Source organism: Pseudomonas sp. (assembly GCF_040514055.1).
GTDB lineage: Bacteria > Pseudomonadota > Gammaproteobacteria > Pseudomonadales > Pseudomonadaceae > Aquipseudomonas.
Genome location: NZ_JBEVDL010000026.1, coordinates 213,768 through 236,544, shown reverse-complemented (window position 1 = coordinate 236,544; position 22,777 = coordinate 213,768). Strand labels below are relative to the sequence as shown.

The window sequence follows — 22,777 nt, the reverse complement described above, 5'->3', positions numbered from 1 at the left end:
GAACCTGTCGACGTTGGGGAGTCGTAGCGGGTCCGGCGGCCTTGTTGAGCCATGGCACGAGGGCAGGGCGCCGAACCCGAGGACACCTGCTTAACACCAGCTCCAGGCCTCCGAGCAGCCGGAGCCGGCGGCGCCGAAGCCGCCACTGCAGAGGATGCAGCCGACCCCGGCGGTCACCCCACAACAGGCGGCGCCCCCGGCGGCGGCCAGCCCCCAGCAGCCGGCACGGGCGATGCCGCACCAGATGCTGGCTTGGGTGCCACCGTCCACCGGGTTCTTCAGCAGGTTCGACAATTGCGCCAGCTCTTCGCCGCCTTTTTGCCAGTAATAGGCGTTGACTCGCAGCAGCAGTGCCTTGAACGGCTCCAGCTGCTGTTTGTCGCGCTCATGCAGGCTTTGGCACAGGCCAATATCCGCTTCGCCGGGGCTGCAGCGCACGTCGAGAAAATCCAGGGTCCGCTCCGTGACGGTGCCATTGGCCTCCACCAGGACGCGGGCGCTCGAACAGTGTTCCTGGGTCAGGGTCATCTTGTAGTCGGTCAGGTCGGTCTTGACCGCGATACCCAGCTTTTTGCCGCACTGTCCGGGTTCGCCGGTGGGCGAGTGGTAGCTGCGACCGCTGAGGGTCAGGAACAACTCGCCGTTGCGCCACAGCTGGAAGCGCTTGCTGGTGCTGTCCTGGGTACGTTCCACCTGGTTGACGAACATCAGGTCGTCGCTGCCCTGGCACGTCCCGGCGCGCATGATTTCACCCTGGGCGCTGTAGCGAATTTTCCAGTGTTTCAGTGGGTCGGTGCTGCTGGTGGGCGGTGGCGGAAAGGTCGGGCCGGTGGTGATGGGAAAACAGATCCGGCCGGCCGGAGTGTTGAAGCAGATTTCCGGAAACGGCGAGCTGGCGGGGGTGGTTGCCATGATGACCTCCTGGTCTGGGCGAACGTCCTGTAGTGATCGGCAAGCCCGGCTGCGGCGAATCAGTGACACCGCGTAAGCGGCCGACCTTGTGAAGTGCGATAGGCGCCTCGGGTCGTCGGGCGATTTCAGCCGATGACTGCTTCGCTGGGGCAGGCCAGGCGCCTGAACTGGTAATAGTCGCTTTTGCGCCGTTCGGCCAGGGTTCCGGTCGCGTCGGCTCGCTGGCAGCTGGCCGCGGGGTTCGACCGCCGAACTGAACGTCGCCGCGGTTTGGCGCTCCATCTCTAAAGGCCACTTGGAGGCCTCGAGCGAGGTGCCTATGAACGCTGTGCACGCGGCCGGTCCCCGGCCCACCAACGATATCGAACAGCTGCCCGATGGGGATGCAGAGCTGCCCCCGGTCGGCCCCGACGGTGGGGCCGCGGAGCGGCGAGAACCCTCTCCAGAGGTGAATCAGCCGCTGGTGGACCCGGCTACCGGTGAAGAACGCCAGGCACCGGGCAGCGACGAGGCGGGGCTGCCCAACTGAACCCTCAGGCGAGGGGCAGGGCCAGGCTGTCCAACGCCTGGTCCCGCTGCTGCAGTTTCCACATGCGCGCGTAAACGCCCGTGGCGGCCAATAACTGCTCATGGGTGCCCTGTTCGACGATGCGCCCCGCATCCATCACCAGGATACGGTCGGCGTCCTTCACCGTGGACAGGCGATGAGCGATCACCAGGGTGGTACGGCCCACCTTGATGCGGTCCAGTTCGTCCTGGATGGCTTTTTCCGAGTGGGAATCCAGGGCCGAGGTGGCCTCGTCGAAAATCAGCATCGAGGGATTTTTCAGTAGCGCCCGGGCGATCGCCACCCGCTGCTTCTCGCCGCCGGAGAGTTTCAACCCGCGCTCGCCCACGGCCGTTTCATAACCGTCGGGCAGGCCCAGGATAAAATCGTGCAGATGGGCGGCACGGGCGGCGGCCTCGACCTCCTCGCGGCTGGCCTGCGGGCGGCCATAACGGATGTTGTAGTAGAGGCTGTCGTTGAACAGCACGGTGTCCTGGGGGACGATGGCGATGGCCGCGCGCACCGAGGCCTGGGTCAGGGTGCGCAGGTCCTCGCCGTCGAGGCGGATATGCCCGGCCTCGATGTCGTAAAAGCGGTAGAGCAGGCGGGCCAGGGTCGATTTGCCGGAGCCGGAATGACCGACCACGGCCAGGGTGTGGCCGGGCTCGATCTCGAAGTCCACCCCGTGCAGGATGCGCCGGCGCGGGTCGTAGCCGAAATTGACGTTCTCGAAGCGTACCCGCGGCGGCTGCTGTCCCTGCAACGGCTGGGCGTCGGGGCTGTCCTGAACATCCTGGCGCTGGTCGAGCAGGCCGAACAGGCGTTCCATATTGGTCAGCGCCTGTTTCACCTCGCGGTAGACCATGCCCAGCAGAAACAAGGGCGCTGACAGCTGCAGCAGGTAGGCGTTGACCAGCACCAGGTCGCCGATGGTCAACTCGCCCGCCACCACGCCTGCCGCCGCGCGCCACATCATGGCGGTCACACCGACGGCGATCACCGCGGCCTGGCCGAGGTTGAGCACCGCCAGGCTGGTGGTCGACTTGACCTCGGCGTCTTCCAGGTGCCGCAGGTTATCGTCGTAGCGGCTCGCCTCGTGGTCCTCGTTGTTGAAGTACTTTACCGTCTCGTAGTTGAGCAACGAGTCGACGGCGCGTTCGTTGGCGCGGGTATTGGCCTCCACGGCGGCGCGGTAGTAGGTGGTGCGCCAGTCGGTGACGGCGAAGGTCCACAGGCTGTAGCAGACCAGGGTCGCCAGGGTGATCAGGGCAAAGCCCCAGTCATAGGCCCAGACCAGCACGGCGGTCACCAGCAGGACCTCGAGCAGGGTCGGCAGTATGGTGTAGAGCGTCCAGTCCAGCAGGTCGGAAATGGCGCTGCCACCGCGCTCGACATCGCGGGCGACCCCGCCGGTGCGCCGATCCAGGTGGAATTTCAGGCTCAGCCCGTGCAGATGGCGGAACACCTGCAAGGTTACCTGGCGCGAGGTGCGCGCCATCACCCGGGCGAACACCACCTGGCGCAGTTCGGTAAACAGCGTCACGCCGATACGCGAACAGCCGTAGGCCAGCAGCAGACCCACCGGCAACAGCAGCAGGCTGGGTTCCAGGTTCAGCCGATCGACCAGTTGTTTCAGCGCCACCGGCACATAGAGGTTGACCAGCTTGGCGATGACGATCAGCCCCATGGCCAGGGCAATGCGCCCGCTGAAGGGACGCAGGTAGGGCAGCAGCGCACGGATCACGCCGAGGTCGCCACGGCTAGCGGCTAGCGGTTGTTCGTTAGGCGCGCTGTTGGGCAATGGCGGCTTCATCCCGTCACCCGGTCACACGCGGGCCGGCAGTGAGCGGGGTGAGTGGTTGGCGGTAGCGGCATCCGATTGCCCATGGGGCGGCTCTCCTGGTACGTCACGAGGCGGCGAGTGTAAGACTTGAACCAGGCTTGAGGTCAAGTGATGGGAGCTGCAAACCGAGAGGCGCTTGATGGTTGTTCTGGAGCGTTGACGGACGCAGGCATGGCAGGGCTCTGGTAGGGCGGGCAACACCCGCGCATTCGCATTGGAAGGCGGCGTGGCGATGGGCTGGTAGAAACTGCCTTCACGGCCAGTAAGGGAGTGCTAGCAACTAAATCCTTGGGAACTGCTCGGAGCTACAGGGCAGATCTTAGCCACCGTCCGCGTGGGTTACGGCACGTGGGCTTATGCGCCACCCCGGATCCGCGCAGAGGCGCCTAACCCACCCTACGCACAACGCGTCAGCGAAGCCCGAAAGCAGGACGTACACTGCGCCAGTAGAAAGCTGCTTGGCGTTTTTCAGATTGTGCGGCGGTACGTCATGGCCTGCTGCAGGCGGATAAAGGAAGGGCGTTTTTCCAGCCCAGCGAATTATGTCGGTCTTGGCAATATGCCATGGTGCAGCGGGTGAAGAACCTTGAGTACTCAATATGGGTGGCTGCGCGAGCTGTGGGGCTTTGCTTGACCTTCAACGAGGGCGGCTGCCGATCGTCGAGTTCAGCCCCTGAAGCTGATGATCAGCAGTGACGATAGCCCTGCGCCTCGCACGCTGCCTGTTGCCTGCAGACCGTTTTTTCGGAAAGATCAATTTGAGTTTACTATTGGATACATATGCAGGTAAGTTGTGCCTAACCTGTGCAATCTTTTCTCCGTATAATTGACAGCTTTTATGAAAAGGCCTGAAGCGACTGCGCTAAAAAATCGGGGTGACTAAGCTCGAACACTTCAGCTCTGTCAGAGTTAATGCTTTTAGGTGCGTTGGGTGCAGCATGCGATCGGTATTTTGGCAGGGGTATTGATCTGGCCGTTTCAATACGCTGGAGGTTGCGAGGTGGCTAAGCAAAACCAAGATCGTATCTGGAGAGGCTGTTGCGCTGGCGACAGCAAAGGGTCAAGGCTTGAGCGTGCAGGTCTGGTCGATGCGAAGGAAGATAAATTATTTCGGAGAACGTGATTGCGATGAATGAGTTGCGCCCAAGGTGTCCGGTTTGTAATCAGAGATTATCGATAAAAAATATACAGCGTGAATTCAGTTGTCCCGATTGTGCGGAAGCACTCACCTCGAATGTAAATTATGTGTTCTATGCGAGTCTAATTGTTATTACTGTTCTAAAAATTCCGATTTACGCCATATTGGGAAAATATTCCGAATCGACCGGAGATTGGCTCTGGGTAGGCTGCTGGGCGATCTGTGGATGTCTGGTTTTTGCATGTTTTTTCATGGGGTTGTTGAAGATCGAATTAAAAGACAGCGATTCGAATAAACATATTTAACGCAATCAGCGGCGGAATCCGGGTGGTATTTATACATTCCGGTCGCGTTCAAGGCACGGGTCGCTGCGCCATGACTTCAAGCTTCAGCATTGGAGCAGTGCGTGGTGCAGCGAGGTCCTGGTAGATGCTGCATTCAGGGTCAGTGAAGGGGGGGGCTGGCAGGGTGCTACAGGGCGAACCTTGGCCCCCATCCGCGTGGGTTACGGCGCATAAGCCTGTCCGCCAGCCCGGATCCGCGCAGATGCGCCTAACCCAGCCTGCGCACAGCGCTTCAGCGAAGCCCGAAAAGAGGACGTAGACCGCGGCCAGTAGGCTGTAGGGGATGAAAGTTGTGCTGGAGCGTTGACGCGGCTGGGCTCTGGTAGGGCGGGTAACGCCCGCGCGTTCGAGGGTGGCGAGGGGAGGTAGATACTGCTTCACGGCTGGTAAGGGTATGCCAGCAACCCAATCCTTAGCCCCCGTCCGCGTGGGTTACGGCGCGTAAGCCTGTCCGTCAGCTCTTATCCGCGCAGAGTGCCTAACCCGCCCTACGCACAGCGCTTCAGCGAAGCCCGAAAGCAGGACGTGCACGGTGTAGGGGAGCAGCCGCGCCGCGGCCTCCCGGTGGGTGGCGCGGCGACGATCCCGGTGCTTTAGATTTCGGCGGGGTGTACGTGACCGAACAGTTGCTGGGAAAAAACGACCCGTTGCGCCGGGGTTTCCTCGGTGGCGCTTTTCTTGAACTCGGCCAGGCGTGCTTCCACCGCATGGGCGCGGTGCACCAGGCCGCAGTCGTTGGCGATCTGGATATTCAGGCCGGGGCGGGCGTTGAGCTCGAGGATCAAGGGGCCCTTGTCCTGGTCCAGCACCATGTCCACGCCGATATAACCCAGGCCACAGAGCTCGTAACAGCCGGCGGCCAGCTTCATAAAACCATCCCAGTTCGGTAGCTGCACACCGTCCACCGCGTTGGTGGTGTCCGGATGCTTGCTGATCTTGTTGTTCAGCCAGGTGCCGCGCAGGGTGATGCCGGTGGCCAGGTCGACGCCGACGCCGATGGCGCCCTGGTGCAGGTTGGCCTTGCCGCCGGACTGCCGCGTCGGCAGACGCAGCATCGCCATCACCGGGTAGCCCATCAGGACGATGATGCGAATATCCGGCACGCCCTCATAGCTGATGCTCTTGAAGATCGGGTCGGGGGTGACGCGGTATTCGATCAGGGCGCGGTCGCGATGGCCGCCCAGGGAATAGAGGCCAGTGAGGATGCTGGAGATCTGGTGCTCGATCTCCTCGTGGCTGACGATCTTGCCCGAGACGGTGCGGTAGCGTTCCTCGAAGCGATCGGCGATCACCAGGATGCCGTCACCACCGGCACCCTGGGCCGGCTTGACGACGAAATCCGGGCGGTCACCGATAATTTCCCGCAGCTTGTCGATGCCTTTTTCGGTGTCGATCACGCCGTACATTTCCGGCACGTCGATGCCGGCCGCAATGGCGCGGTGCTTGGTGATGATCTTGTCGTCGACGATGGGGTAGAGGTGCCGTTTGTTGTACTTCAGCACGTAATCCGCATTACGCCGGTTGATCCCCATGATGCCTTTGGCTTCCAGGGCCTTCCAGGTTTTCCACAGACCGATCATGGCTCAATCCTTCAGGAAGGCTTTGAAACGAAACAGTTCGGTCAGGCGGTAGCCGCGATAGCGACCCATCGCCAGCATAAAGCCCACCAGCACCAGCAGCACGCCGGGGAAGGTAAAGACGAAGTAGCTCAGCTCCGGCACGGTCATCAGCAGGTGTGCCAGGGTGGCGGCGAACAGGGTGCCGACCGCGACTTTCATGGCATGGCTGCCGCCACGTTCTTCCCAGGTGATCGACAGGCGTTCGATGGTCATGGTCAGGATCACCATGGGGAACAGCGCCACCGACAGTCCACGTTCGAGGCCCAGCTTATGGCTGAACAAGCTGATGATCGCGATCAGCACCACGACGAAGGTCAGTACCACCGACAGGCGCGGCAGCATCTGCAGTTTGAGGTGTTCGAGGTAGGAACGCAGGCTCAGGCCCAGGGCGGTAATGATGGTAAACAGCGCGATACCAAAGCCCAGTTGGGTTTCGCGGAACGCCAGGGCGATCAGCACCGGAGTGAAGGTACCCAGGGTCTGCAGGCCGATCAGGTTGCGCAACACCAGGATCACCAGCACGCCAATCGGGATCATCACCATGATCATAAAGGTCTGCTGGGTCGACAACGGCAGGCCGTACAGCGAGTACTCGAGGAACTCGGCATCGGTGTTTTCGTCGGTCAGCTTGGCCAGGCGGATGGCGTTCATCTCGCTGTTGTTCATGCTGAAGCTGACCTGGGCTTTTTTGCCACCCTCCACGCTGACCAGGGGCTCATCGCCGGTCCACCACATCAGGCGATCCACCGGCAGGCCTTGCTCGCCGGTTTCGGGGTTGAAATACAGCCAGCTGTCGCCATTGAAGCTGCGCAACCACAGCTCCGGGGTCTGCGGCTGGTCGGCCACCAGTCGAATGGTATGTACCCGCTCCATCGGTACGTGGGCGATCGACAGCAGCAGCTCGATGACCTTGGCCTTATTGGGCGTGGACGCATCGCCGGCCAGCAGCAACTTGACGTTGTCGTCGAGCTGGTTGACCCGCTTGATGGTCTCGCTGATAAAGGTTTCGACGTCCGCCGAGTGTTGACGGATCGGCGCCATCAACGCCTCGGCGGCGATTTTCTCTGCGCCCTCGACCGGGATGCTGTCGCGGAAGATCGGGCCCTTGGCCTTGAGCTTTTCGCCGCTGTAGCGTTTGGTCAGCACCAGCCGGTAATACAGGGTCTGGCCGCCACTGACGCGCCGCGCCGACCAGGTCACCTTGCGGTTGCCGTCGACGCGATTGATGCTCACGCCGTAGTTATTGGAGATAAAACTCTCGTTCAGGCTCACGTAATCCTGGTTCAGCGGCGGCACGAACATCTGCAGCTTGACCGGTTCACGCGGGTTGGCCTGAAACTCGACTTTGGCGTCGATATTCCACAGGTCGGCGGTGTCGTCCTCGGTCACTGGAATGCCCAGTACGAAGATTTGATAGGCCGTAACCATAAGCCCCAGCGCCACCAGGACGGTGATCAGGACTTTAAGATGCAGGTTAAGAGAGCGCATGTGGATTACTCGGCAGACAGTGCGTCGGTGGCGCAACCGGGTTTGCCGGCAGCGTATTTAAGGCTCGGGTCGACCAGCGCATCGAAACGCTTGAGCGCTTCGGAGCCGATCAAAAGCGGGTATTGGAAGGCGCTGCGGTCGGTCAAGTTCACTTCGATCGTCCGCTGCGCCTTGCCCATGCAGATCGCCAGCTCGATTACCGGGCGGGCGGTGTAGGTTTTTTCTTCGCTGGGGTCGTAATCGCCGGAGCGACGTTTGATCTTGCTGATCCGCGCCAGCGGCCGTTCGATAGGGTGCGCGTGGGCATCGTCGATGGCCAGGTAAAAGCGCACCCAGGTCTCGCCGTCGCGTTTGAACCGCTTGATATCGCGGGCGCTGAGCGAGGCGGTCTTGGCCCCGGTGTCGAGTTTGGCCGCCACTTCCAGATCGATATCGGCCAACAGGGCGTATTCATTCAGGCCATAAACGGCCTTGTCGGCGGCGAGACTCAGGCCGGGAAGCAGGCAAAGCATGGCGAGGTAGGGCTTGAGTCTCATAAATCCCGAAAGCTGTATTGCGGTCGGCGGGATGACGCAGCAGGGCGTGGCGCACAAGCCTGCGTGCGTCGAGGGTGAGTCTAGCAGGCAACCGCAGGGCAGCCGGCCGGGCAATGACGGTGCGCATTCTAGCATGGGGATTTTCCACGGTAACAGGCGCTTAGACAGCTTTCTGCATGTGACTTCCCGAAACCGTGCATCACCCCCTTCTGATGATGTGTCGACAATCGTTACGTTTTGTTTGACAAGAATGCGGCTTGGCGGTAATTTTTTCGAAAATATCAACAAGGTTGTCGACAGTATGAGCGAGGCCCTCGATTCGCCCAGCCTTCTTTCGGACGATTCCGAAACACGCTCCGAGCAGGTGTTTCGCCGTATTCAGGCGGCTATCGTCTGTGGCGAAATCGCCCCGGGCAGCAAGATCTCCGAACCCGAGCTGGCGCGGGTGTATGGCATCAGCCGCGGCACCCTGCGCGAGGCCATCCACCGCCTGGAAGGCCAGCGCCTGCTGGTGCGCATTCCCCACGTGGGGGCGCGGGTGGTCGAGCTCAGCCATGCGGAATTGATCGAGCTCTACGAGATTCGCGAGTCGCTGGAGGGCATGGCCTGTCGCCTGGCCGCCGAGCGCATGAGCCAGGCCGAGATCGCAGAGTTGCGCCGGGTGTTGGAGACCCATGAGCGTGACGCGGCCTTTCAGGCGGGGGTCGGCTATTACCAGCAGGAAGGGGATTTCGACTTCCATTACCGGATCATCCAGGGCAGCGGCAACCAGACCCTGTCCAAGCTGTTGTGCGGCGACCTGTATCAACTGGTGCGTATGTACCGCATTCAGTTCTCCGCCATGCCCAATCGGCCGCGCCAGGCCTTCGCCGAGCACCATCGCATCCTCGACGCGATTGCCGAGCGTGATGGCGAGCTGGCCGAACTGTTGATGCGCCGGCATATCGGTGCCTCCAAACGCAATATCGAACGACATTTTCAGGAAGCGGCCGCCAGCCAGGCGTTGCTTTCCCCACCAGCCAAACCCCGAGGTGAGTCATGAGTTCTTCCCCCAGTGCCGGTCAGCGTTTTCGTGATGCGGTGGCCAGCGAGCACCCGTTGCAAGTGGTGGGCGCGATCAACGCCAACCATGCGCTGCTGGCCCAGCGGGCCGGCTTCAAGGCCATCTACCTGTCCGGTGGCGGCGTCGCGGCGGGCTCCCTGGGCCTGCCGGACCTGGGCATCACCGGGCTGGATGACGTGTTGACCGATGTCCGTCGGATCACCGACGTGTGCGACCTGCCCCTGTTGGTGGACGTCGACACCGGCTTCGGCTCCTCGGCGTTCAACGTCGCGCGGACGGTGCGCTCGATGTGCAAGTTCGGCGCGGCGGCCATCCATATCGAGGACCAGGTCGGCGCCAAGCGCTGTGGCCACCGGCCCAACAAGGAAATTGTTTCCCAGCAGGAAATGGTCGACCGGATCAAGGCGGCCGTCGACGCGCGCACCGATGACAGCTTCGTGATCATGGCCCGCACCGATGCGCTGGCCGTCGAAGGCCTGAACGCCGCGCTGGACCGCGCCGCCGCCTGTGTCGAGGCCGGTGCCGACATGGTCTTTCCCGAAGCCATCACCGAGCTGGCGATGTACAAGACCTTCGCCGATCGCATCAAGGCGCCGATCCTGGCCAATATCACCGAGTTCGGGGCAACGCCGCTGTACACCACCGACGAGCTGGCGTCGGTCGATGTCTCCCTGGTGCTCTATCCGCTGTCGGCGTTCCGCGCCATGAACAAGGCGGCGGAAAACGTCTATGGCGCCATTCGCCGCGATGGCAGCCAGAAAAACGTGGTCGACACCATGCAGACCCGCATGGAGCTGTACGAGCGCATCAATTACCACGCCTTCGAGCAACACCTCGACGCACTGTTCGCCGCCAAGAAGTGACGGCATGCGGGTCGCCCAACGCAGGCGGCCGGCAACTGACAACATGTAACCGGATTAGCTGAGGAGAGACACCGCGATGAGCGCTACCCCCGACACCATCAGTCCCGGCTTCAAGCCGAAAAAGTCCGTGGCCCTGAGCGGCACCACCGCTGGCAACACCGCCCTGTGCACCGTCGGCCGTACGGGTAACGACCTGCACTACCGGGGCTATGACGTTCTGGACTTTGCCAATCGCTGCGAGTTCGAGGAAATCGCCCACCTGCTGGTCCATGGCAAGCTGCCCAACGCCGCCGAGCTGGCCGCCTACAAGGCCAAGCTCAAGGCCCTGCGCGGCCTGCCCGCAGCGCTGAAGAGCGGCTTGGAGCAACTGCCGCCCTCCGCGCACCCGATGGATGTGATGCGCACCGCGGTGTCCGTGCTGGGCTGCCTGTCGCCGGAGAAGGACGACCACAATCACCCCGGTGCCCGGGATATCGCCGACAAACTGATGGCTTCCTTGGGGTCCGCGCTGCTGTATTGGTACCACTTCAGCCACAACGGCAAGCGTATCGAGGTGGAAACCGATGACGACTCCATCGGTGGTCACTTCCTGCACCTGCTGCATGGCGAGGCGCCGCGGGCGTCCTGGGTGCGCGCCATGCACACCTCGCTCAACCTGTATGCCGAGCACGAATTCAACGCCTCCACCTTTACCGCGCGGGTGATCGCCGGTACGGGTTCCGACATGTTCTCCTGCATCGCCGGCGCGATTGGCGCGCTGCGCGGGCCCAAGCACGGCGGCGCCAACGAAGTGGCGTTCGAGATTCAGAAACGCTACGACAACCCGCAGGAGGCCGAGGCCGATATCCGCGCCCGCGTCGAGAAGAGGGAAGTGGTGATCGGCTTCGGTCACCCGGTCTATACCGTGGCCGATCCGCGTAACAAGGTCATCAAGGAAGTGGCGCGCGAGCTCTCCGCCGAGCAGTCGAACAGCAAGATGTTCGATATCGCCGAGCGGCTGGAGACCATCATGTGGGAGATCAAGAAGATGTTCCCCAACCTCGATTGGTTCAGCGCCGTCAGCTACCACATGATGGGCGTGCCCACCGCCATGTTCACACCGCTGTTCGTGATCGCGCGCACCTCCGGCTGGGCCTCCCACGTCGTCGAGCAGCGCATCGACGGCAAGATCATTCGTCCGAGCGCCAACTACACCGGCCCCGAAGACCTGAAGTTCGTGCCGCTCAAGGATCGCCCCTAACCATGAACCCGATGAACACCCTCTACCGCAAGGCGTTGCCCGGCACCCAGCTGGATTACTTCGACACCCGCGAGGCGGTCGATGCCATCGCCCCGGGCGCCTATGCGACGCTGCCCTACACCTCCCGCGTGCTGGCCGAGCAGCTTGTTCGCAGATGCGATCCGGCCCTGCTCACCGACTCGCTCAAGCAGTTGATCGAGCGCAAGCGCGACCTGGACTTTCCCTGGTACCCGGCGCGGGTGGTCTGCCACGACATCCTTGGCCAGACCGCGCTGGTCGACCTGGCGGGGTTGCGCGACGCCATCGCCGATAAAGGCGGGGATCCGGCCAAGGTGAATCCGGTGGTGCCGACCCAACTGATCGTCGATCACTCCCTGGCCGTGGAATTCGGCGGTTTCGACCCGGACGCGTTCGAGAAGAACCGTGCCGTGGAAGAGCGCCGCAACGAAGACCGCTTCCACTTTATCGAGTGGACCAAGACCGCGTTCAAGAACGTCGACGTGATTCCGGCCGGCAACGGCATCATGCACCAGATCAACCTGGAGAAGATGAGCCCGGTGATCCAGGCGCGTGGTGGCGTGGCCTTTCCGGATACCTGTGTCGGCACTGACAGCCATACCCCGCACGTGGATGCCCTGGGCGTGATCGCCATTGGCGTGGGCGGCCTGGAAGCGGAAACCGTGATGCTCGGTCGCGCCTCGATGATGCGCCTGCCGGATATCGTCGGTGTCCAGCTGGTCGGCAAGCGCCAACCCGGCATCACTGCCACCGATATCGTGCTGGCCTTGACCGAGTTCCTGCGCAAGGAACGGGTGGTCGGCGCCTGGGTCGAGTTCTTCGGCGAGGGCGCGAACAGCCTGACCATCGGCGACCGTGCGACCATCTCCAACATGTGCCCGGAATACGGCGCGACGGCGGCGATGTTCTACATCGACCAGCAGACCATCGATTACCTCAAGCTGACCGGTCGCGAGCCGGAGCAGGTGGCACTGGTCGAGCACTACGCCAGAACCACCGGCCTGTGGGCCGATGCGCTGGTCAGTGCCGCCTACGAGCGGGTGCTGAGCTTCGACCTGTCGAGTGTGGTGCGCAACATGGCCGGCCCGTCCAACCCGCACAAGCGTTTGCCGACCTCGGCGTTGCATGAGCGCGGCATTGCCGACGAAGCCAAGCTGGCGGCCGGCAAGGTCGAGGAGGCCGAAGGCCTGCTGCCCGATGGCGCGGTGATCATCGCCGCCATCACCAGCTGCACCAACACCTCCAACCCGCGCAACGTGGTGGCGGCCGGCCTGGTGGCGAAAAAGGCCAATGCCTTGGGGCTGGTACGCAAACCCTGGGTCAAGACCTCCTTCGCCCCGGGCTCCAAGGTGGCCAAGCTGTACCTGGAGGAAGCCGGCCTGTTGCCGGAGCTGGAGCAACTCGGCTTTGGCATCGTCGGCTACGCCTGCACCACCTGTAACGGCATGTCGGGGGCGCTGGACCCGCTAATCCAGCAGGAAATCATCGGCCGCGACCTGTATGCCACCGCGGTGCTGTCCGGCAACCGCAACTTCGACGGGCGCATCCACCCCTATGCCAAGCAAGCCTTCCTGGCGTCGCCGCCGCTGGTGGTGGCCTACGCCATCGCCGGAACCGTGCGTTTCGACATCGAGCAGGACGTGCTGGGCCATGACCCGGCGGGCAACCCGATCACCCTGAAGGACCTGTGGCCCAGCGACGAAGAGATCGACGCCCTGGTTGCGACTTCGGTGAAGCCGGAGCAGTTCAGGCAGATCTATATCCCGATGTTCGACCTGGGCACGGTCAAGGAGGCCGAAAGCCCCTTGTACGACTGGCGCCCGAGCTCCACCTATATCCGCCGTCCGCCGTACTGGGAAGGCGCCCTGGCCGGAGCGCGCGCGCTCAAGGGCATGCGTCCGCTGGCGGTCTTGCCAGACAACATCACCACCGATCACCTGTCGCCGTCCAACGCCATCCTGCTCGACAGCGCCGCGGGCGAGTACCTGCACAAAATGGGCTTGCCGGAAGAGGACTTCAACTCCTACGCCACCCACCGCGGCGATCACCTGACCGCCCAGCGCGCGACCTTCGCCAACCCGCAACTGATCAACGAAATGGCGCTGGTCGATGGTCAGGTGAAGAAAGGCTCGCTGGCCCGCGTCGAGCCGGAAGGCCAGGTCATGCGCATGTGGGAGGCGATCGAGACGTATATGGAGCGCAAGCAGCCGCTGATCATCGTCGCCGGTGCCGACTACGGTCAAGGCTCGTCCCGCGACTGGGCCGCCAAGGGCGTGCGTCTGGCCGGCGTGGAGGCGATCGCCGCCGAAGGTTTCGAGCGTATCCACCGGACCAACCTGGTCGGCATGGGCGTGTTGCCGCTGGAGTTCAAGCCGGGCACCAACCGCCTGACCCTGGGCATCGACGGCACCGAGACCTTTGACGTCCTCGGCGAACGCACGCCCCGTGCGGACCTGACCCTGGTGATTAACCGGCGCAACGGCGAGTGCCTTGAGGTACCGATGACCTGCCGCCTGGACAGCAACGAGGAAGTGCTGATCTACGAAGCCGGAGGCGTGCTGCAGCGCTTCGCCCAGGACTTCCTCGAGTCGTCCACGGCCTGATGCCGGCGTTCACTCCCTCTCCCTCTGGGAGAGGGTTGGGGTGAGGGTGCTGCGACAATGAGCTGCCCCTTACCCGCCCTCCGGGCGCCTTTTCCCTGAGGGAGAAGGGTATTAGAAGCCTCTCAGGACATACTCCATGACCCACGTAGCGCAAATCAGAATCCCCGCCACCTATATGCGTGGCGGCACCAGCAAGGGCGTATTTTTTCGCTTGCAGGACCTGCCGGGGCCTTGCCAGGTGGCGGGCAAGGCACGCGACCAGTTGTTTATGCGGGTGATCGGCAGCCCCGATGCCTACGGGGCGCACATCGATGGCATGGGGGGCGCCACCTCCAGCACCAGCAAGTGCGTAATCCTGTGCAAAAGCAGCCAGCCGGATCACGATGTCGACTACCTCTACGGTCAGGTCTCCATCGACAAGGCCTTCGTCGACTGGAGCGGCAACTGCGGCAACCTGTCCACCGCCGCCGGCGCGTTCGCCCTGCATGCCGGGCTGGTCGATACGGCCCGGATTCCCCACGACGGTACCTGCGTGGTGCGCATCTGGCAGGCCAATATCCAGAAAACCATCATCGCCCATGTGCCGGTCAGCAATGGTCAGGTGCAGGAAACCGGTGACTTCGAGCTGGATGGGGTGACCTTTCCGGCCGCGGAGATCGTGCTGGAGTTTATCGATCCGTCCGACGAGGGCGAGGAGGGAGGCTCGATGTTTCCCACCGGCAATCTGGTGGATGACCTGGAGGTGCCTGGCATCGGTACGCTCAAGGCGACCATGATTACCGCGGGCATCCCGACGGTGTTCGTCAGGGCCGAGGACATCGGCCACAGTGGTACCGAGCTGCGCGAGGACCTCAACGGCAATCCCGAGGCGCTGGCGCGTTTCGAGGCGATCCGCGTGGCGGGGGCATTGCGCATGGGGCTGATCAAGACGGCGGAAGAAGCGGCGACTCGCCAGCACACGCCAAAGATCGCCTTCGTTTCCCGGCCCAGGGATTATCGGAGCGCCAGCGGCAAGCCGGTCAAGGCGCAGGAGGTCGACCTGCTGGTGCGGGCCTTGTCCATGGGCAAGCTGCACCACGCCATGATGGGTACGGCGGCGGTGGCCATCGGCACCGCGGCGGCCATTCCAGGCACCCTGGTCAACTGGGCCGCCGGTGGTGGCGAGCGCAGCAGCGTCTGTTTCGGCCATCCCTCGGGTGTGCTGCGCGTGGGTGCCGAGGCCCGGCAGCTAAATGGCCACTGGACGGTGACCAAGGCAATCATGAGTCGCAGCGCGCGGGTACTGATGGAAGGCTGGGTACGCGTGCCCGGCGATTCATTTTAGTCGCTAGTGGAGCCTGGACAGGCGCTTAGAAGCGGGTGCGCTCGTCAATAGACAGGGTGTTCAGGTGCTGCAGCAGGTGCTGCAAGCCGCGGCTCAGGGGTTTGTCCTGGCGCACGGCAATGGCCAGGGTGCGTATCAGCGGGGATTGCAGGGCGAGCACCTGCAGCTCGCGACGGTGATGCTCGGCGGTGACGGCCATGCGCGGCACCAGGCTGCAGCCCAGGCCCGCGGCGACCATTTCCTTGATCGCCTCGATACTGCCCAGTTCCATGATCGGCCGTGGGTCCTGTCCGCCTTGCAGGAACCAGTCGTCGATCAGGCGCCGGGTGCTGCTGCCGGCGTCGAACAGCACCAGCGGCCGCGTGGCCAGGCTTGCCGGATTCACGGCCAATGGCAGGTCAGGTTCGCCCGCGGCGAAGATCGCCACGAAGGGATCCTGCAGCAGGGGCGTGATCTGCAGGCTGGGGCCGCTGGCGGGTAGGGTGACCAGTGCCAGGTCCAGGCGATTGTCTTCGACCGCCTTGAGAATGTCGCGGGTGTGGCCGGTACTGACCCGCACGTCCAGTGCGGGAAAGCTCGCCTTTAGGCGACGCAGTAGCGGCGGCAGCAGGTGGATACAGGCCGTGGCGCCCGTGCCCAGGGCGATACGTCCACTGACGCCCTCGGCCTGATGCTGCATGGCGTGGAGGGCGCCCTCGACCGCCGCATCGATATGCCGGCTGTGTTCCAGCAAGACGAGGCCGGCGGCGCTGGCTTTGGCGCGTTTGCCCACCCGTTCGATCAGGCGCACGCCCAGGCGCTGCTCCAGCTGACGAATCTGCAGACTGATGGCGGGTTGGCTGAGGCCCAGGCGCTCGGCCGCCGCGGAAAAACTGCCGTGGGTGATCACCAGGGAAAAACTGTGCAGTTGATCCAGATTGAGTCGACGCATGCCAAAGTTATTCTTATGGTTATGATAAGAAAGCAAAGCTTCATTTAGTGTAAGTCGATTGCCATGCTATGGGCACCTGTCCTGCACGAGTGATGCCCTCCATGCCGCTTTCCCCGATTGTCCGCGATGCCCTGCTGGCCGATCTGGCATCGGTGCAGGCGATCTACGCCTGGCATGTCCAGCACGGCCTGTCCAGTTTCGAAACGGTGCCGCCGACCCTGGAGCAGATCCAACAGCGCCACGCGGAGGTCCGCGCCCAGGGGTTGCCCTTCCTGGTGGCCGAGGTTGCTGGCGAGGTGGTGGGCTACGGTTATGCGAGCCCCTACCGACCCCGCCCGGCCTATCGGCATACGGTCGAAGATTCGGTCTATGTGCGAGCCGATCGGGCCGGCCTGGGGCTGGGGCGGGCGCTGCTCGCTGCGTTGATCCGGCGGGTCGAGCTGGGCGACTGGCGGCAGATGGTGGCCATCGTTGGCAACAGCGAGAACCAGGGTTCGATCGCCTTGCATCAAGCGTTGGGTTTTCGCCAGGTCGGGGTGTTCCAGTCGGTGGGCTTCAAGCACGGCCGCTGGCTGGATACGGTGCTGATGCAACGCGCGCTGGGTGAGGGCGACTCCACACCGCCCGAAGTTTAAGCACGTGCGCACGGCGTTCAGCAGGTCCGTGGAGCTGCGCTTGGGCCTGGCGCAGTTGATCGGCTGGGGCGTGACTTTCTACTTGCCCGGCGTCTTTGGCCCGGCCATCGCCACGGCAATGGGCTGGACGCCGGTGTGGGTGTATGCCGGGTTGTCGCTGGCGATGCTGGTGATGGGATTGGTTTCGCCGCTGACCGGTCGACTGGTGGGGCGCCATGGCGGGCGGCGGGTGATGGTCGCCGGCATGCTGCTCAGTGCCCTGGGGTGCGTATTACTGGCGGTCAGTCAGGGCGCGCTCAGCTATTACGGCGCCTGGTTGGTCCTGGGCGTGGGCATGCGCGGCTCATTGTACGACGCCGCGTTCGCCACCCTGGTGGGGCTGCAGGGCACGGCGGCCGGCCCCGCCATGCAGCGCATCACCCTGTTCGGGGGGCTTGCGTCGACGCTGTTCTGGCCCCTGGGCGAGCTCTGGATGGCGCTGCTTGGCTGGCGACCGGCCCTGGGGCTGTACGCAGCGCTGGCGCTGGCGGCGGGCCTGTTGCTGCTCGGGTTGCCAAAGGCCTTTGCCGTGGCTGTGTCCGCGGTGCCCGTGGCGCGCAGCCCCTGGTCGCGCGCGGCCCGGCTTTACGCGCTGCTGATGGTGCTGCTGGGTTTCCTGGCGGCCGGCGTGACCGCGCATCTGCCGGCCTTGTTGGCGGGCCAGGGGTTGCCGGTGGTGATCGCCGCCCTCTGGGGAATAGGTCAGGTCAGTGGCCGGGTGCTCGACCTGCTGCTGGGCCGGCGCCTGTCGCCGCTGGGCTTGACCCGGGTGATCGGGATCGCCTTGCCACTGTGTTTTGCCCTGGGCCTGTGCAGTGGCGGATCGATCCTGCTGGCAACCCTCTGGGTGTTCGGTTACGGAGCGGTCAATGGCCTGGCGACGCGGGTGCGCGCCAGTGTGCCGTTGCTGCTGTTCGCCCCCGATCAATACGCCGCGCGAACAGGCCCGTTGCTGGCGCCGGGTTTTGTCATGGCCGCTCTGGCGCCGGCGGCCTACGCGGCGCTGCGCCAAGATTACGGCGACCCGGCGAGCCTGTTGCTGTCGCTGCTGCTGGCGGTGCTGGTGTGCGGGGCCGCGCTGGCGCTGCGGCGCGAGCTGTTGGCCCGGCCGCCGTTCGACGTGCGTTGAGGACGGGCAGGGCCTTTACTTCAGGCGGCGTTCGACGCCTTTTTCCACCAGGATCTTGGCGGAAATCTCTTCCACGGAAAAATGCGTGGAGTTGATGTAGTGGATGTTCTCGCGGCGGAACAGGTTCTCCACTTCGCGCACCTCGAACTCGCACTGGGCATAACTGGCGTAGCGGCTATTGGGCTTGCGCTCGTTGCGGATGGCGGTCAGCCGGTCGGGGTCGATGGTCAGGCCGAACAGCTTGTTCTTGTAGGTTTTAAGGGCCGCCGGCAGTTGCAGGCGCTCCATGTCGTCCTCGGTCAGCGGATAGTTGGCCGCACGAATGCCATATTGCAGCGCCATATACAGGCAGGTCGGGGTCTTGCCGCAGCGCGAGACGCCGACCAGGATCAGGTCGGCCTTGTCGTAGTAGTGCGTACGGGCGCCGTCGTCGTTGTCGAGGGCGAAATTGACCGCCTCGATACGCTCCATATAGTTGGAGTTGTGCCCGATAGAGTGGGATTTGCCCACCGAGTAGGAGGAGTGCGAGGTCAGTTCCTGTTCCAGTGGGGCGAGAAAGGTCGAAAAGATATCGATCATAAAGCCGTCGGACGTGGCCAGGACATCGCGAATGTCCTGATTGACAATGGTATCGAAGATAATCGGCCGCGTGCCGTCCTTCTCGGCCGCGCTGTTGATTTGCTGTACCATGGCCCGCGCTTTTTCCACGCTGTCGATATAGGGCCGCGTGAGTTTGGTGAAGGTGATGTTTTCAAACTGCGCCAACAGGCTCTGGCCCAAGGTTTCGGCCGTGATGCCGGTGCCGTCGGAGATGAAAAAGGCGGATCGTTTCATTTGTGCCGAAGGCCTTAAGCTGGGAACGATTCTTGGCTATGATAGACGCGCTTCATACGCAGTCCATGCCGGTTGGCATTGTCACTTATTCGAGGGCCGGGAGACAATTGGGCAAAGCCGTTGTCTCAGTGCTTCACCCCGCCCCAGAGCTTGTCCAACACCGTTAGTGGAGAGATCACCTTGGTAGAGTACGTAGTTTCCCTCGATAAGCTCGGCGTCCACGATGTGGAGCATGTAGGGGGCAAAAACGCATCCCTGGGCGAGATGATCAGCAACCTGGCCGGTGCCGGCGTGTCGGTGCCCGGTGGCTTTGCCACCACCGCCCAGGCCTACCGCGATTTCCTTGAGCTCAGCGGCCTCAACCAGCAGATTCATGAGGCCCTGGACTCGCTGGACGTGGACGATGTGAACGCCCTGGCCAAGGTTGGCGCGCGGATTCGCGAATCGATCATGGCCGCCGAGTTTCCCGAGGCGCTGAACGAGCAAATCCGTACCGCCTTCGCCGCCATGTCCAACGGCAACCCCAATATGGCCGTGGCCGTACGCTCCTCGGCCACCGCCGAAGACCTGCCGGACGCCTCCTTCGCCGGCCAGCAGGAGACCTTTCTGAATATCCGCGGTGTGGAGAACGTGATCCGTGCCACCAAGGAAGTCTTCGCCTCCCTGTTCAATGACCGCGCCATCTCCTACCGCGTACACCAGGGTTTCGAGCATAAACTGGTCGCCCTGTCCGCCGGTGTGCAGCGCATGGTCCGCTCGGAAACCGGTACCGCCGGGGTGATGTTCACCCTGGACACCGAATCGGGTTTCCGTGACGTGGTGTTTATCACCGGGGCCTACGGCCTGGGCGAAACCGTGGTTCAGGGGGCGGTCAACCCGGACGAGTTCTACGTGCACAAGAAGACCCTGGCAGAAGGGCGTCCGGCCATTCTGCGGCGCAACCTGGGCAGCAAAGCGATCAAGATGATCTACGGCGAGGAGGCCAAGGCCGGCAAGTCGGTCAAGGTGGTGGACGTCGACCCCGCCGAGCGCGCGCGTTTCTGCCTCAGCGATGCCGAAGTCAGCGAGTTGGCCAAGCAGGCCATGATCATCGAGAAGCACTACAAGTGCCCGATGGACATCGAGTGGGCCAAGGATGGCGACGACGGCAAGCTGTACATCGTCCAGGCCCGTCCGGAAACCGTGAAAAGCCGTACCAACGTCAATGTGATGGAGCGCTACCTGCTCAAGGAAACCGGCACCGTGCTGGTGGAGGGCCGTGCCATCGGTCAGCGCATCGGTGCCGGCAAGGTGCGGATCATCCGCGACGTGTCCGAGATGGACAAGGTCCAGCCGGGCGACGTGCTGGTGTCCGACATGACCGACCCGGACTGGGAACCGGTGATGAAGCGCGCCAGCGCCATCGTCACCAACCGCGGCGGGCGCACCTGTCACGCGGCGATCATTGCCCGTGAACTGGGCATTCCGGCGGTGGTGGGTTGTGGCAATGCCACCCAGCTGCTCAAGGATGGCCAGGGCGTGACCGTGTCCTGCGCCGAGGGTGACACTGGCTTTATCTTTGAAGGCGAGCTGGGTTTCGATATTCGCAAGAACTCCGTCGACGCCATGCCGGAGCTGCCGTTCAAGATCATGATGAACGTCGGCAACCCGGACCGCGCCTTCGACTTCGCCCAGTTGCCGAATGCCGGCGTGGGCCTGGCGCGCCTTGAGTTCATCATCAACCGGATGATCGGCGTGCACCCCAAGGCGCTGCTGAACTTCGACGGCCTGCCGGCTGAGATCAAGGAAAGCGTGGAAAAACGCATCGCCGGTTACACGGATCCGGTGAATTTTTACGTCGAGAAGCTAGTCGAGGGCATCAGCACCCTGGCGGCGGCGTTCTGGCCGAAAAAAGTCATAGTGCGGTTGTCGGACTTCAAGTCCAACGAGTACGCCAACCTGATCGGTGGCAAACTCTACGAGCCTGAAGAAGAGAACCCGATGCTGGGCTTCCGCGGCGCCTCGCGTTATATCAGCGAGTCGTTCCGTGATTGCTTCGAGCTGGAATGCCGGGCGATGAAAAAGGTCCGCAACGAGATGGGGCTGACCAACGTCGAAATCATGGTGCCCTTCGTGCGCACCCTGGGTGAAGCCAGTCAGGTGGTCGATTTGCTGGCCACCAATGGCCTCAAGCGGGGCGAAAACGGCCTGCGCATCATCATGATGTGCGAACTGCCGTCCAACGCCATCCTGGCCGACGAGTTCCTCGAGTTCTTCGACGGGTTCTCCATCGGCTCCAACGACCTGACTCAGTTGACCCTGGGCCTGGACCGCGACTCGGGGATCATCGCGCACCTGTTCGACGAACGTAACCCGGCGGTCAAGAAGCTGCTGTCCAATGCCATCCAGGCCTGTAACAAGGCCGGCAAGTACATCGGCATCTGCGGTCAGGGCCCTTCGGATCACCCGGACCTGGCCCTCTGGTTGATGGAGCAGGGCATCGAAAGCGTCTCCCTGAACCCCGACTCGGTACTGGACACCTGGTTCTTCCTGGCCGAAGGCCAGGCTCGCGCCTGATTCCCAGCCACTCCAGAAGGGCGGGTCTGATTCCCGCCCTTTTTTATGCCAGAAACATTATGCAAAGCAGCAGTGATCTTTTTCCCGTGGCGCTGATCAGCGCCGAATTGCGTGCCGACCTGAGCGAGGACGTCTACCGCCTCAAGCCGGGCAACAGCCCCGACTTCAGCGTCGAGCTGGCGTTGACCCGGCTGGGCCTGGCCGGCCATGAGGGTGCCCGTGGCGTGCCGGTGGTTCTCCTGCACGGCAGTTTTTCCAACCGACGGTTCTGGTATTCACCCAAGGGCCTCGGGCTGGGACCGTTCCTGGCGCGGGCCGGTTTCGATGTCTGGATTCTCGAGATGCGGGGCCACGGCCTGTCGTCGCGTAATCAGGACTACCGGCACAACCAGGTGGCCGACTACGCGCGCTACGACCTGCCGGCGGTGGCGGCCTTCGTGCGCGAACAAAGCGGCCAGGTGCCGCACTGGATCGGGCACTCCCTGGGAGGGATCACCCTGGCGGCGGCCTTGGGCGGTCATTACCTCGGCGAGCAGGACGTCGCGTCGGTGGCGCTGTTCGGCAGCCAGGTCAGCCGGGTCTACTGGCCGCTGAAGATGCCGCCCGTGGCCTGGGCCGGACGCCTGCTGCTCAAGGGGCTGGGCAGTATCCCGGGGCAGCGCCTCAAGCGCGGTCCTGAGGACGAACCGATTGGCCTGGCACTGGAAGGCCTGCGTTGGCATGGCTTGTTCGGCCGTTTCGGCGACCGCGAGCGCGACTGGTGGGCCGGCCTGGCCGAGGTGCGGGTGCCGGTGCTGGCGGTCAGCGCGGTGGGTGACCTGCAGGACCCGGCGTGGGCCTGCCGCAAGCTGTTGGCGCAATTCGGCTCGCCCGTACAGGCGTTTTGCTGCCTGGGTCTGCAGCACGGCGACGCCAGCGACTATGGGCACGTCGAAATGCTCGTCAGCAAGGCCGCCCAACAGGAGGTCTGGCCCCTGGTGTCACACTGGCTAACGTTCGGTGAGGTGCCGGCCCAGCGTCGGGCCGACCCGGCGGCCAGCCCCGAGCCCGCGTCCTGAGTCGATTTTATGAGTACTATGGGGGCTCCAGGCAGTCCGCCATCGAGCCCTGGTTCA

The 22,777-nt window shown here is 63.4% G+C and carries 17 protein-coding genes; 10 read left to right on the top strand and 7 right to left on the bottom strand.

Features of this window, described 5'->3' with window-relative positions:
* Positions 1–90 precede the first annotated feature (90 nt).
* On the bottom strand, positions 91–912 hold the full coding sequence (locus ABWY06_RS07060; protein WP_353924848.1) for a hypothetical protein: 822 nt from the start codon (positions 910–912) through the stop codon (positions 91–93).
* A 319-nt stretch (positions 913–1,231) separates the two neighbouring features.
* Between ABWY06_RS07060 and ABWY06_RS07055 the strand changes: the two genes are divergently transcribed.
* Positions 1,232–1,441 (top strand): hypothetical protein, encoded by a 210-nt coding sequence (locus tag ABWY06_RS07055; protein WP_353924847.1) that lies wholly within the window; start codon positions 1,232–1,234, stop codon positions 1,439–1,441.
* A 4-nt stretch (positions 1,442–1,445) separates the two neighbouring features.
* Here the strand turns inward: ABWY06_RS07055 and ABWY06_RS07050 are convergent, their stop codons facing one another.
* From ABWY06_RS07050 to rloA, 4 genes are all read right to left on the bottom strand, one after another.
* Positions 1,446–3,272: an ABCB family ABC transporter ATP-binding protein/permease gene (locus ABWY06_RS07050; protein WP_353924846.1), complete on the bottom strand. Its 1,827-nt coding sequence runs from the start codon at positions 3,270–3,272 to the stop codon at positions 1,446–1,448.
* 2,105 nt (positions 3,273–5,377) lie between these two features.
* Positions 5,378–6,361, bottom strand: coding sequence for an alpha-L-glutamate ligase-like protein (locus tag ABWY06_RS07045; RefSeq protein ID WP_353924884.1), 984 nt, complete (start codon positions 6,359–6,361; stop codon positions 5,378–5,380).
* 6 nt (positions 6,362–6,367) lie between these two features.
* A complete protein-coding gene (gene rloB, locus ABWY06_RS07040; protein ID WP_353924845.1) occupies positions 6,368–7,891 on the bottom strand; it encodes an osmotic stress tolerance membrane protein RloB in 1,524 nt (507 codons plus the stop codon).
* 5 nt (positions 7,892–7,896) lie between these two features.
* Complete coding sequence (gene rloA / locus ABWY06_RS07035) at positions 7,897–8,427, bottom strand: retropepsin-like aspartic peptidase RloA (RefSeq protein ID WP_353924844.1); 531 nt, start codon at positions 8,425–8,427, stop codon at positions 7,897–7,899.
* Positions 8,428–8,728: 301 nt separating this feature from the next.
* Here rloA and ABWY06_RS07030 point away from each other — a divergent pair, with 301 nt between their 5' ends.
* The 5 genes from ABWY06_RS07030 (at position 8,729) to prpF (ending at position 15,538) form a co-directional block, all read left to right on the top strand.
* Positions 8,729–9,469: a GntR family transcriptional regulator gene (locus tag ABWY06_RS07030; protein WP_353924843.1), complete on the top strand. Its 741-nt coding sequence runs from the start codon at positions 8,729–8,731 to the stop codon at positions 9,467–9,469.
* Complete coding sequence (gene prpB / locus ABWY06_RS07025) at positions 9,466–10,353, top strand: methylisocitrate lyase (RefSeq protein ID WP_353924842.1); 888 nt, start codon at positions 9,466–9,468, stop codon at positions 10,351–10,353. Before ABWY06_RS07030 ends, prpB begins: the two co-directional genes overlap by 4 nt.
* A gap of 76 nt (positions 10,354–10,429) precedes the next feature.
* Positions 10,430–11,593: a bifunctional 2-methylcitrate synthase/citrate synthase gene (gene prpC / locus ABWY06_RS07020; RefSeq protein WP_353924841.1), complete on the top strand. Its 1,164-nt coding sequence runs from the start codon at positions 10,430–10,432 to the stop codon at positions 11,591–11,593.
* 11 nt (positions 11,594–11,604) lie between these two features.
* Positions 11,605–14,214, top strand: a complete 2,610-nt coding sequence (gene acnD, locus ABWY06_RS07015) for a Fe/S-dependent 2-methylisocitrate dehydratase AcnD (protein WP_353924883.1) — start codon at positions 11,605–11,607, stop codon at positions 14,212–14,214.
* Between the two features lie 136 nt (positions 14,215–14,350).
* Complete coding sequence (gene prpF / locus ABWY06_RS07010) at positions 14,351–15,538, top strand: 2-methylaconitate cis-trans isomerase PrpF (RefSeq protein WP_353924840.1); 1,188 nt, start codon at positions 14,351–14,353, stop codon at positions 15,536–15,538.
* A gap of 25 nt (positions 15,539–15,563) precedes the next feature.
* Here the strand turns inward: prpF and ABWY06_RS07005 are convergent, their stop codons facing one another.
* Positions 15,564–16,469, bottom strand: a complete 906-nt coding sequence (locus ABWY06_RS07005; RefSeq protein WP_353924839.1) for a LysR family transcriptional regulator — start codon at positions 16,467–16,469, stop codon at positions 15,564–15,566.
* 101 nt (positions 16,470–16,570) lie between these two features.
* On the opposite strand from ABWY06_RS07005, the gene ABWY06_RS07000 reads away from it, so the two are divergent.
* Entirely contained in the window at positions 16,571–17,104 is a 534-nt protein-coding gene (locus ABWY06_RS07000; RefSeq protein ID WP_353924838.1) for a GNAT family N-acetyltransferase, read from the top strand.
* Positions 17,105–17,132: 28 nt separating this feature from the next.
* Positions 17,133–18,272, top strand: coding sequence for an MFS transporter (locus tag ABWY06_RS06995; protein WP_353924837.1), 1,140 nt, complete (start codon positions 17,133–17,135; stop codon positions 18,270–18,272).
* Positions 18,273–18,287: 15 nt separating this feature from the next.
* Here the strand turns inward: ABWY06_RS06995 and ppsR are convergent, their stop codons facing one another.
* Positions 18,288–19,106, bottom strand: coding sequence for a posphoenolpyruvate synthetase regulatory kinase/phosphorylase PpsR (gene ppsR / locus ABWY06_RS06990; RefSeq protein ID WP_353924836.1), 819 nt, complete (start codon positions 19,104–19,106; stop codon positions 18,288–18,290).
* Between the two features lie 180 nt (positions 19,107–19,286).
* Here ppsR and ppsA point away from each other — a divergent pair, with 180 nt between their 5' ends.
* A complete protein-coding gene (gene ppsA / locus ABWY06_RS06985) occupies positions 19,287–21,662 on the top strand; it encodes a phosphoenolpyruvate synthase (RefSeq protein ID WP_353924835.1) in 2,376 nt (791 codons plus the stop codon).
* A gap of 59 nt (positions 21,663–21,721) precedes the next feature.
* Complete coding sequence (locus ABWY06_RS06980) at positions 21,722–22,720, top strand: alpha/beta fold hydrolase (protein ID WP_353924834.1); 999 nt, start codon at positions 21,722–21,724, stop codon at positions 22,718–22,720.
* Positions 22,721–22,777 lie beyond the last annotated feature (57 nt).

What these genes read in the sequence shown, in the direction of transcription:
- ABWY06_RS07060 (WP_353924848.1), bottom strand. Translation starts at nt 912, where the DNA reads ATGGCAACCACCCCCGCCAGCTCGCCGTTTCCGGAAATCTGCTTCAAC.
- ABWY06_RS07055 (WP_353924847.1), top strand. Translation starts at nt 1,232, where the DNA reads ATGAACGCTGTGCACGCGGCCGGTCCCCGGCCCACCAACGATATCGAA.
- ABWY06_RS07050 (WP_353924846.1), bottom strand. Translation starts at nt 3,272, where the DNA reads ATGAAGCCGCCATTGCCCAACAGCGCGCCTAACGAACAACCGCTAGCC.
- rloB (WP_353924845.1), bottom strand. Translation starts at nt 7,891, where the DNA reads ATGCGCTCTCTTAACCTGCATCTTAAAGTCCTGATCACCGTCCTGGTG.
- rloA (WP_353924844.1), bottom strand. Translation starts at nt 8,427, where the DNA reads ATGAGACTCAAGCCCTACCTCGCCATGCTTTGCCTGCTTCCCGGCCTG.
- ABWY06_RS07030 (WP_353924843.1), top strand. Translation starts at nt 8,729, where the DNA reads ATGAGCGAGGCCCTCGATTCGCCCAGCCTTCTTTCGGACGATTCCGAA.
- prpB (WP_353924842.1), top strand. Translation starts at nt 9,466, where the DNA reads ATGAGTTCTTCCCCCAGTGCCGGTCAGCGTTTTCGTGATGCGGTGGCC.
- prpC (WP_353924841.1), top strand. Translation starts at nt 10,430, where the DNA reads ATGAGCGCTACCCCCGACACCATCAGTCCCGGCTTCAAGCCGAAAAAG.
- acnD (WP_353924883.1), top strand. Translation starts at nt 11,605, where the DNA reads ATGAACACCCTCTACCGCAAGGCGTTGCCCGGCACCCAGCTGGATTAC.
- prpF (WP_353924840.1), top strand. Translation starts at nt 14,351, where the DNA reads ATGACCCACGTAGCGCAAATCAGAATCCCCGCCACCTATATGCGTGGC.
- ABWY06_RS07005 (WP_353924839.1), bottom strand. Translation starts at nt 16,469, where the DNA reads ATGCGTCGACTCAATCTGGATCAACTGCACAGTTTTTCCCTGGTGATC.
- ABWY06_RS07000 (WP_353924838.1), top strand. Translation starts at nt 16,571, where the DNA reads ATGCCGCTTTCCCCGATTGTCCGCGATGCCCTGCTGGCCGATCTGGCA.
- ppsR (WP_353924836.1), bottom strand. Translation starts at nt 19,106, where the DNA reads ATGAAACGATCCGCCTTTTTCATCTCCGACGGCACCGGCATCACGGCC.
- ABWY06_RS06980 (WP_353924834.1), top strand. Translation starts at nt 21,722, where the DNA reads ATGCAAAGCAGCAGTGATCTTTTTCCCGTGGCGCTGATCAGCGCCGAA.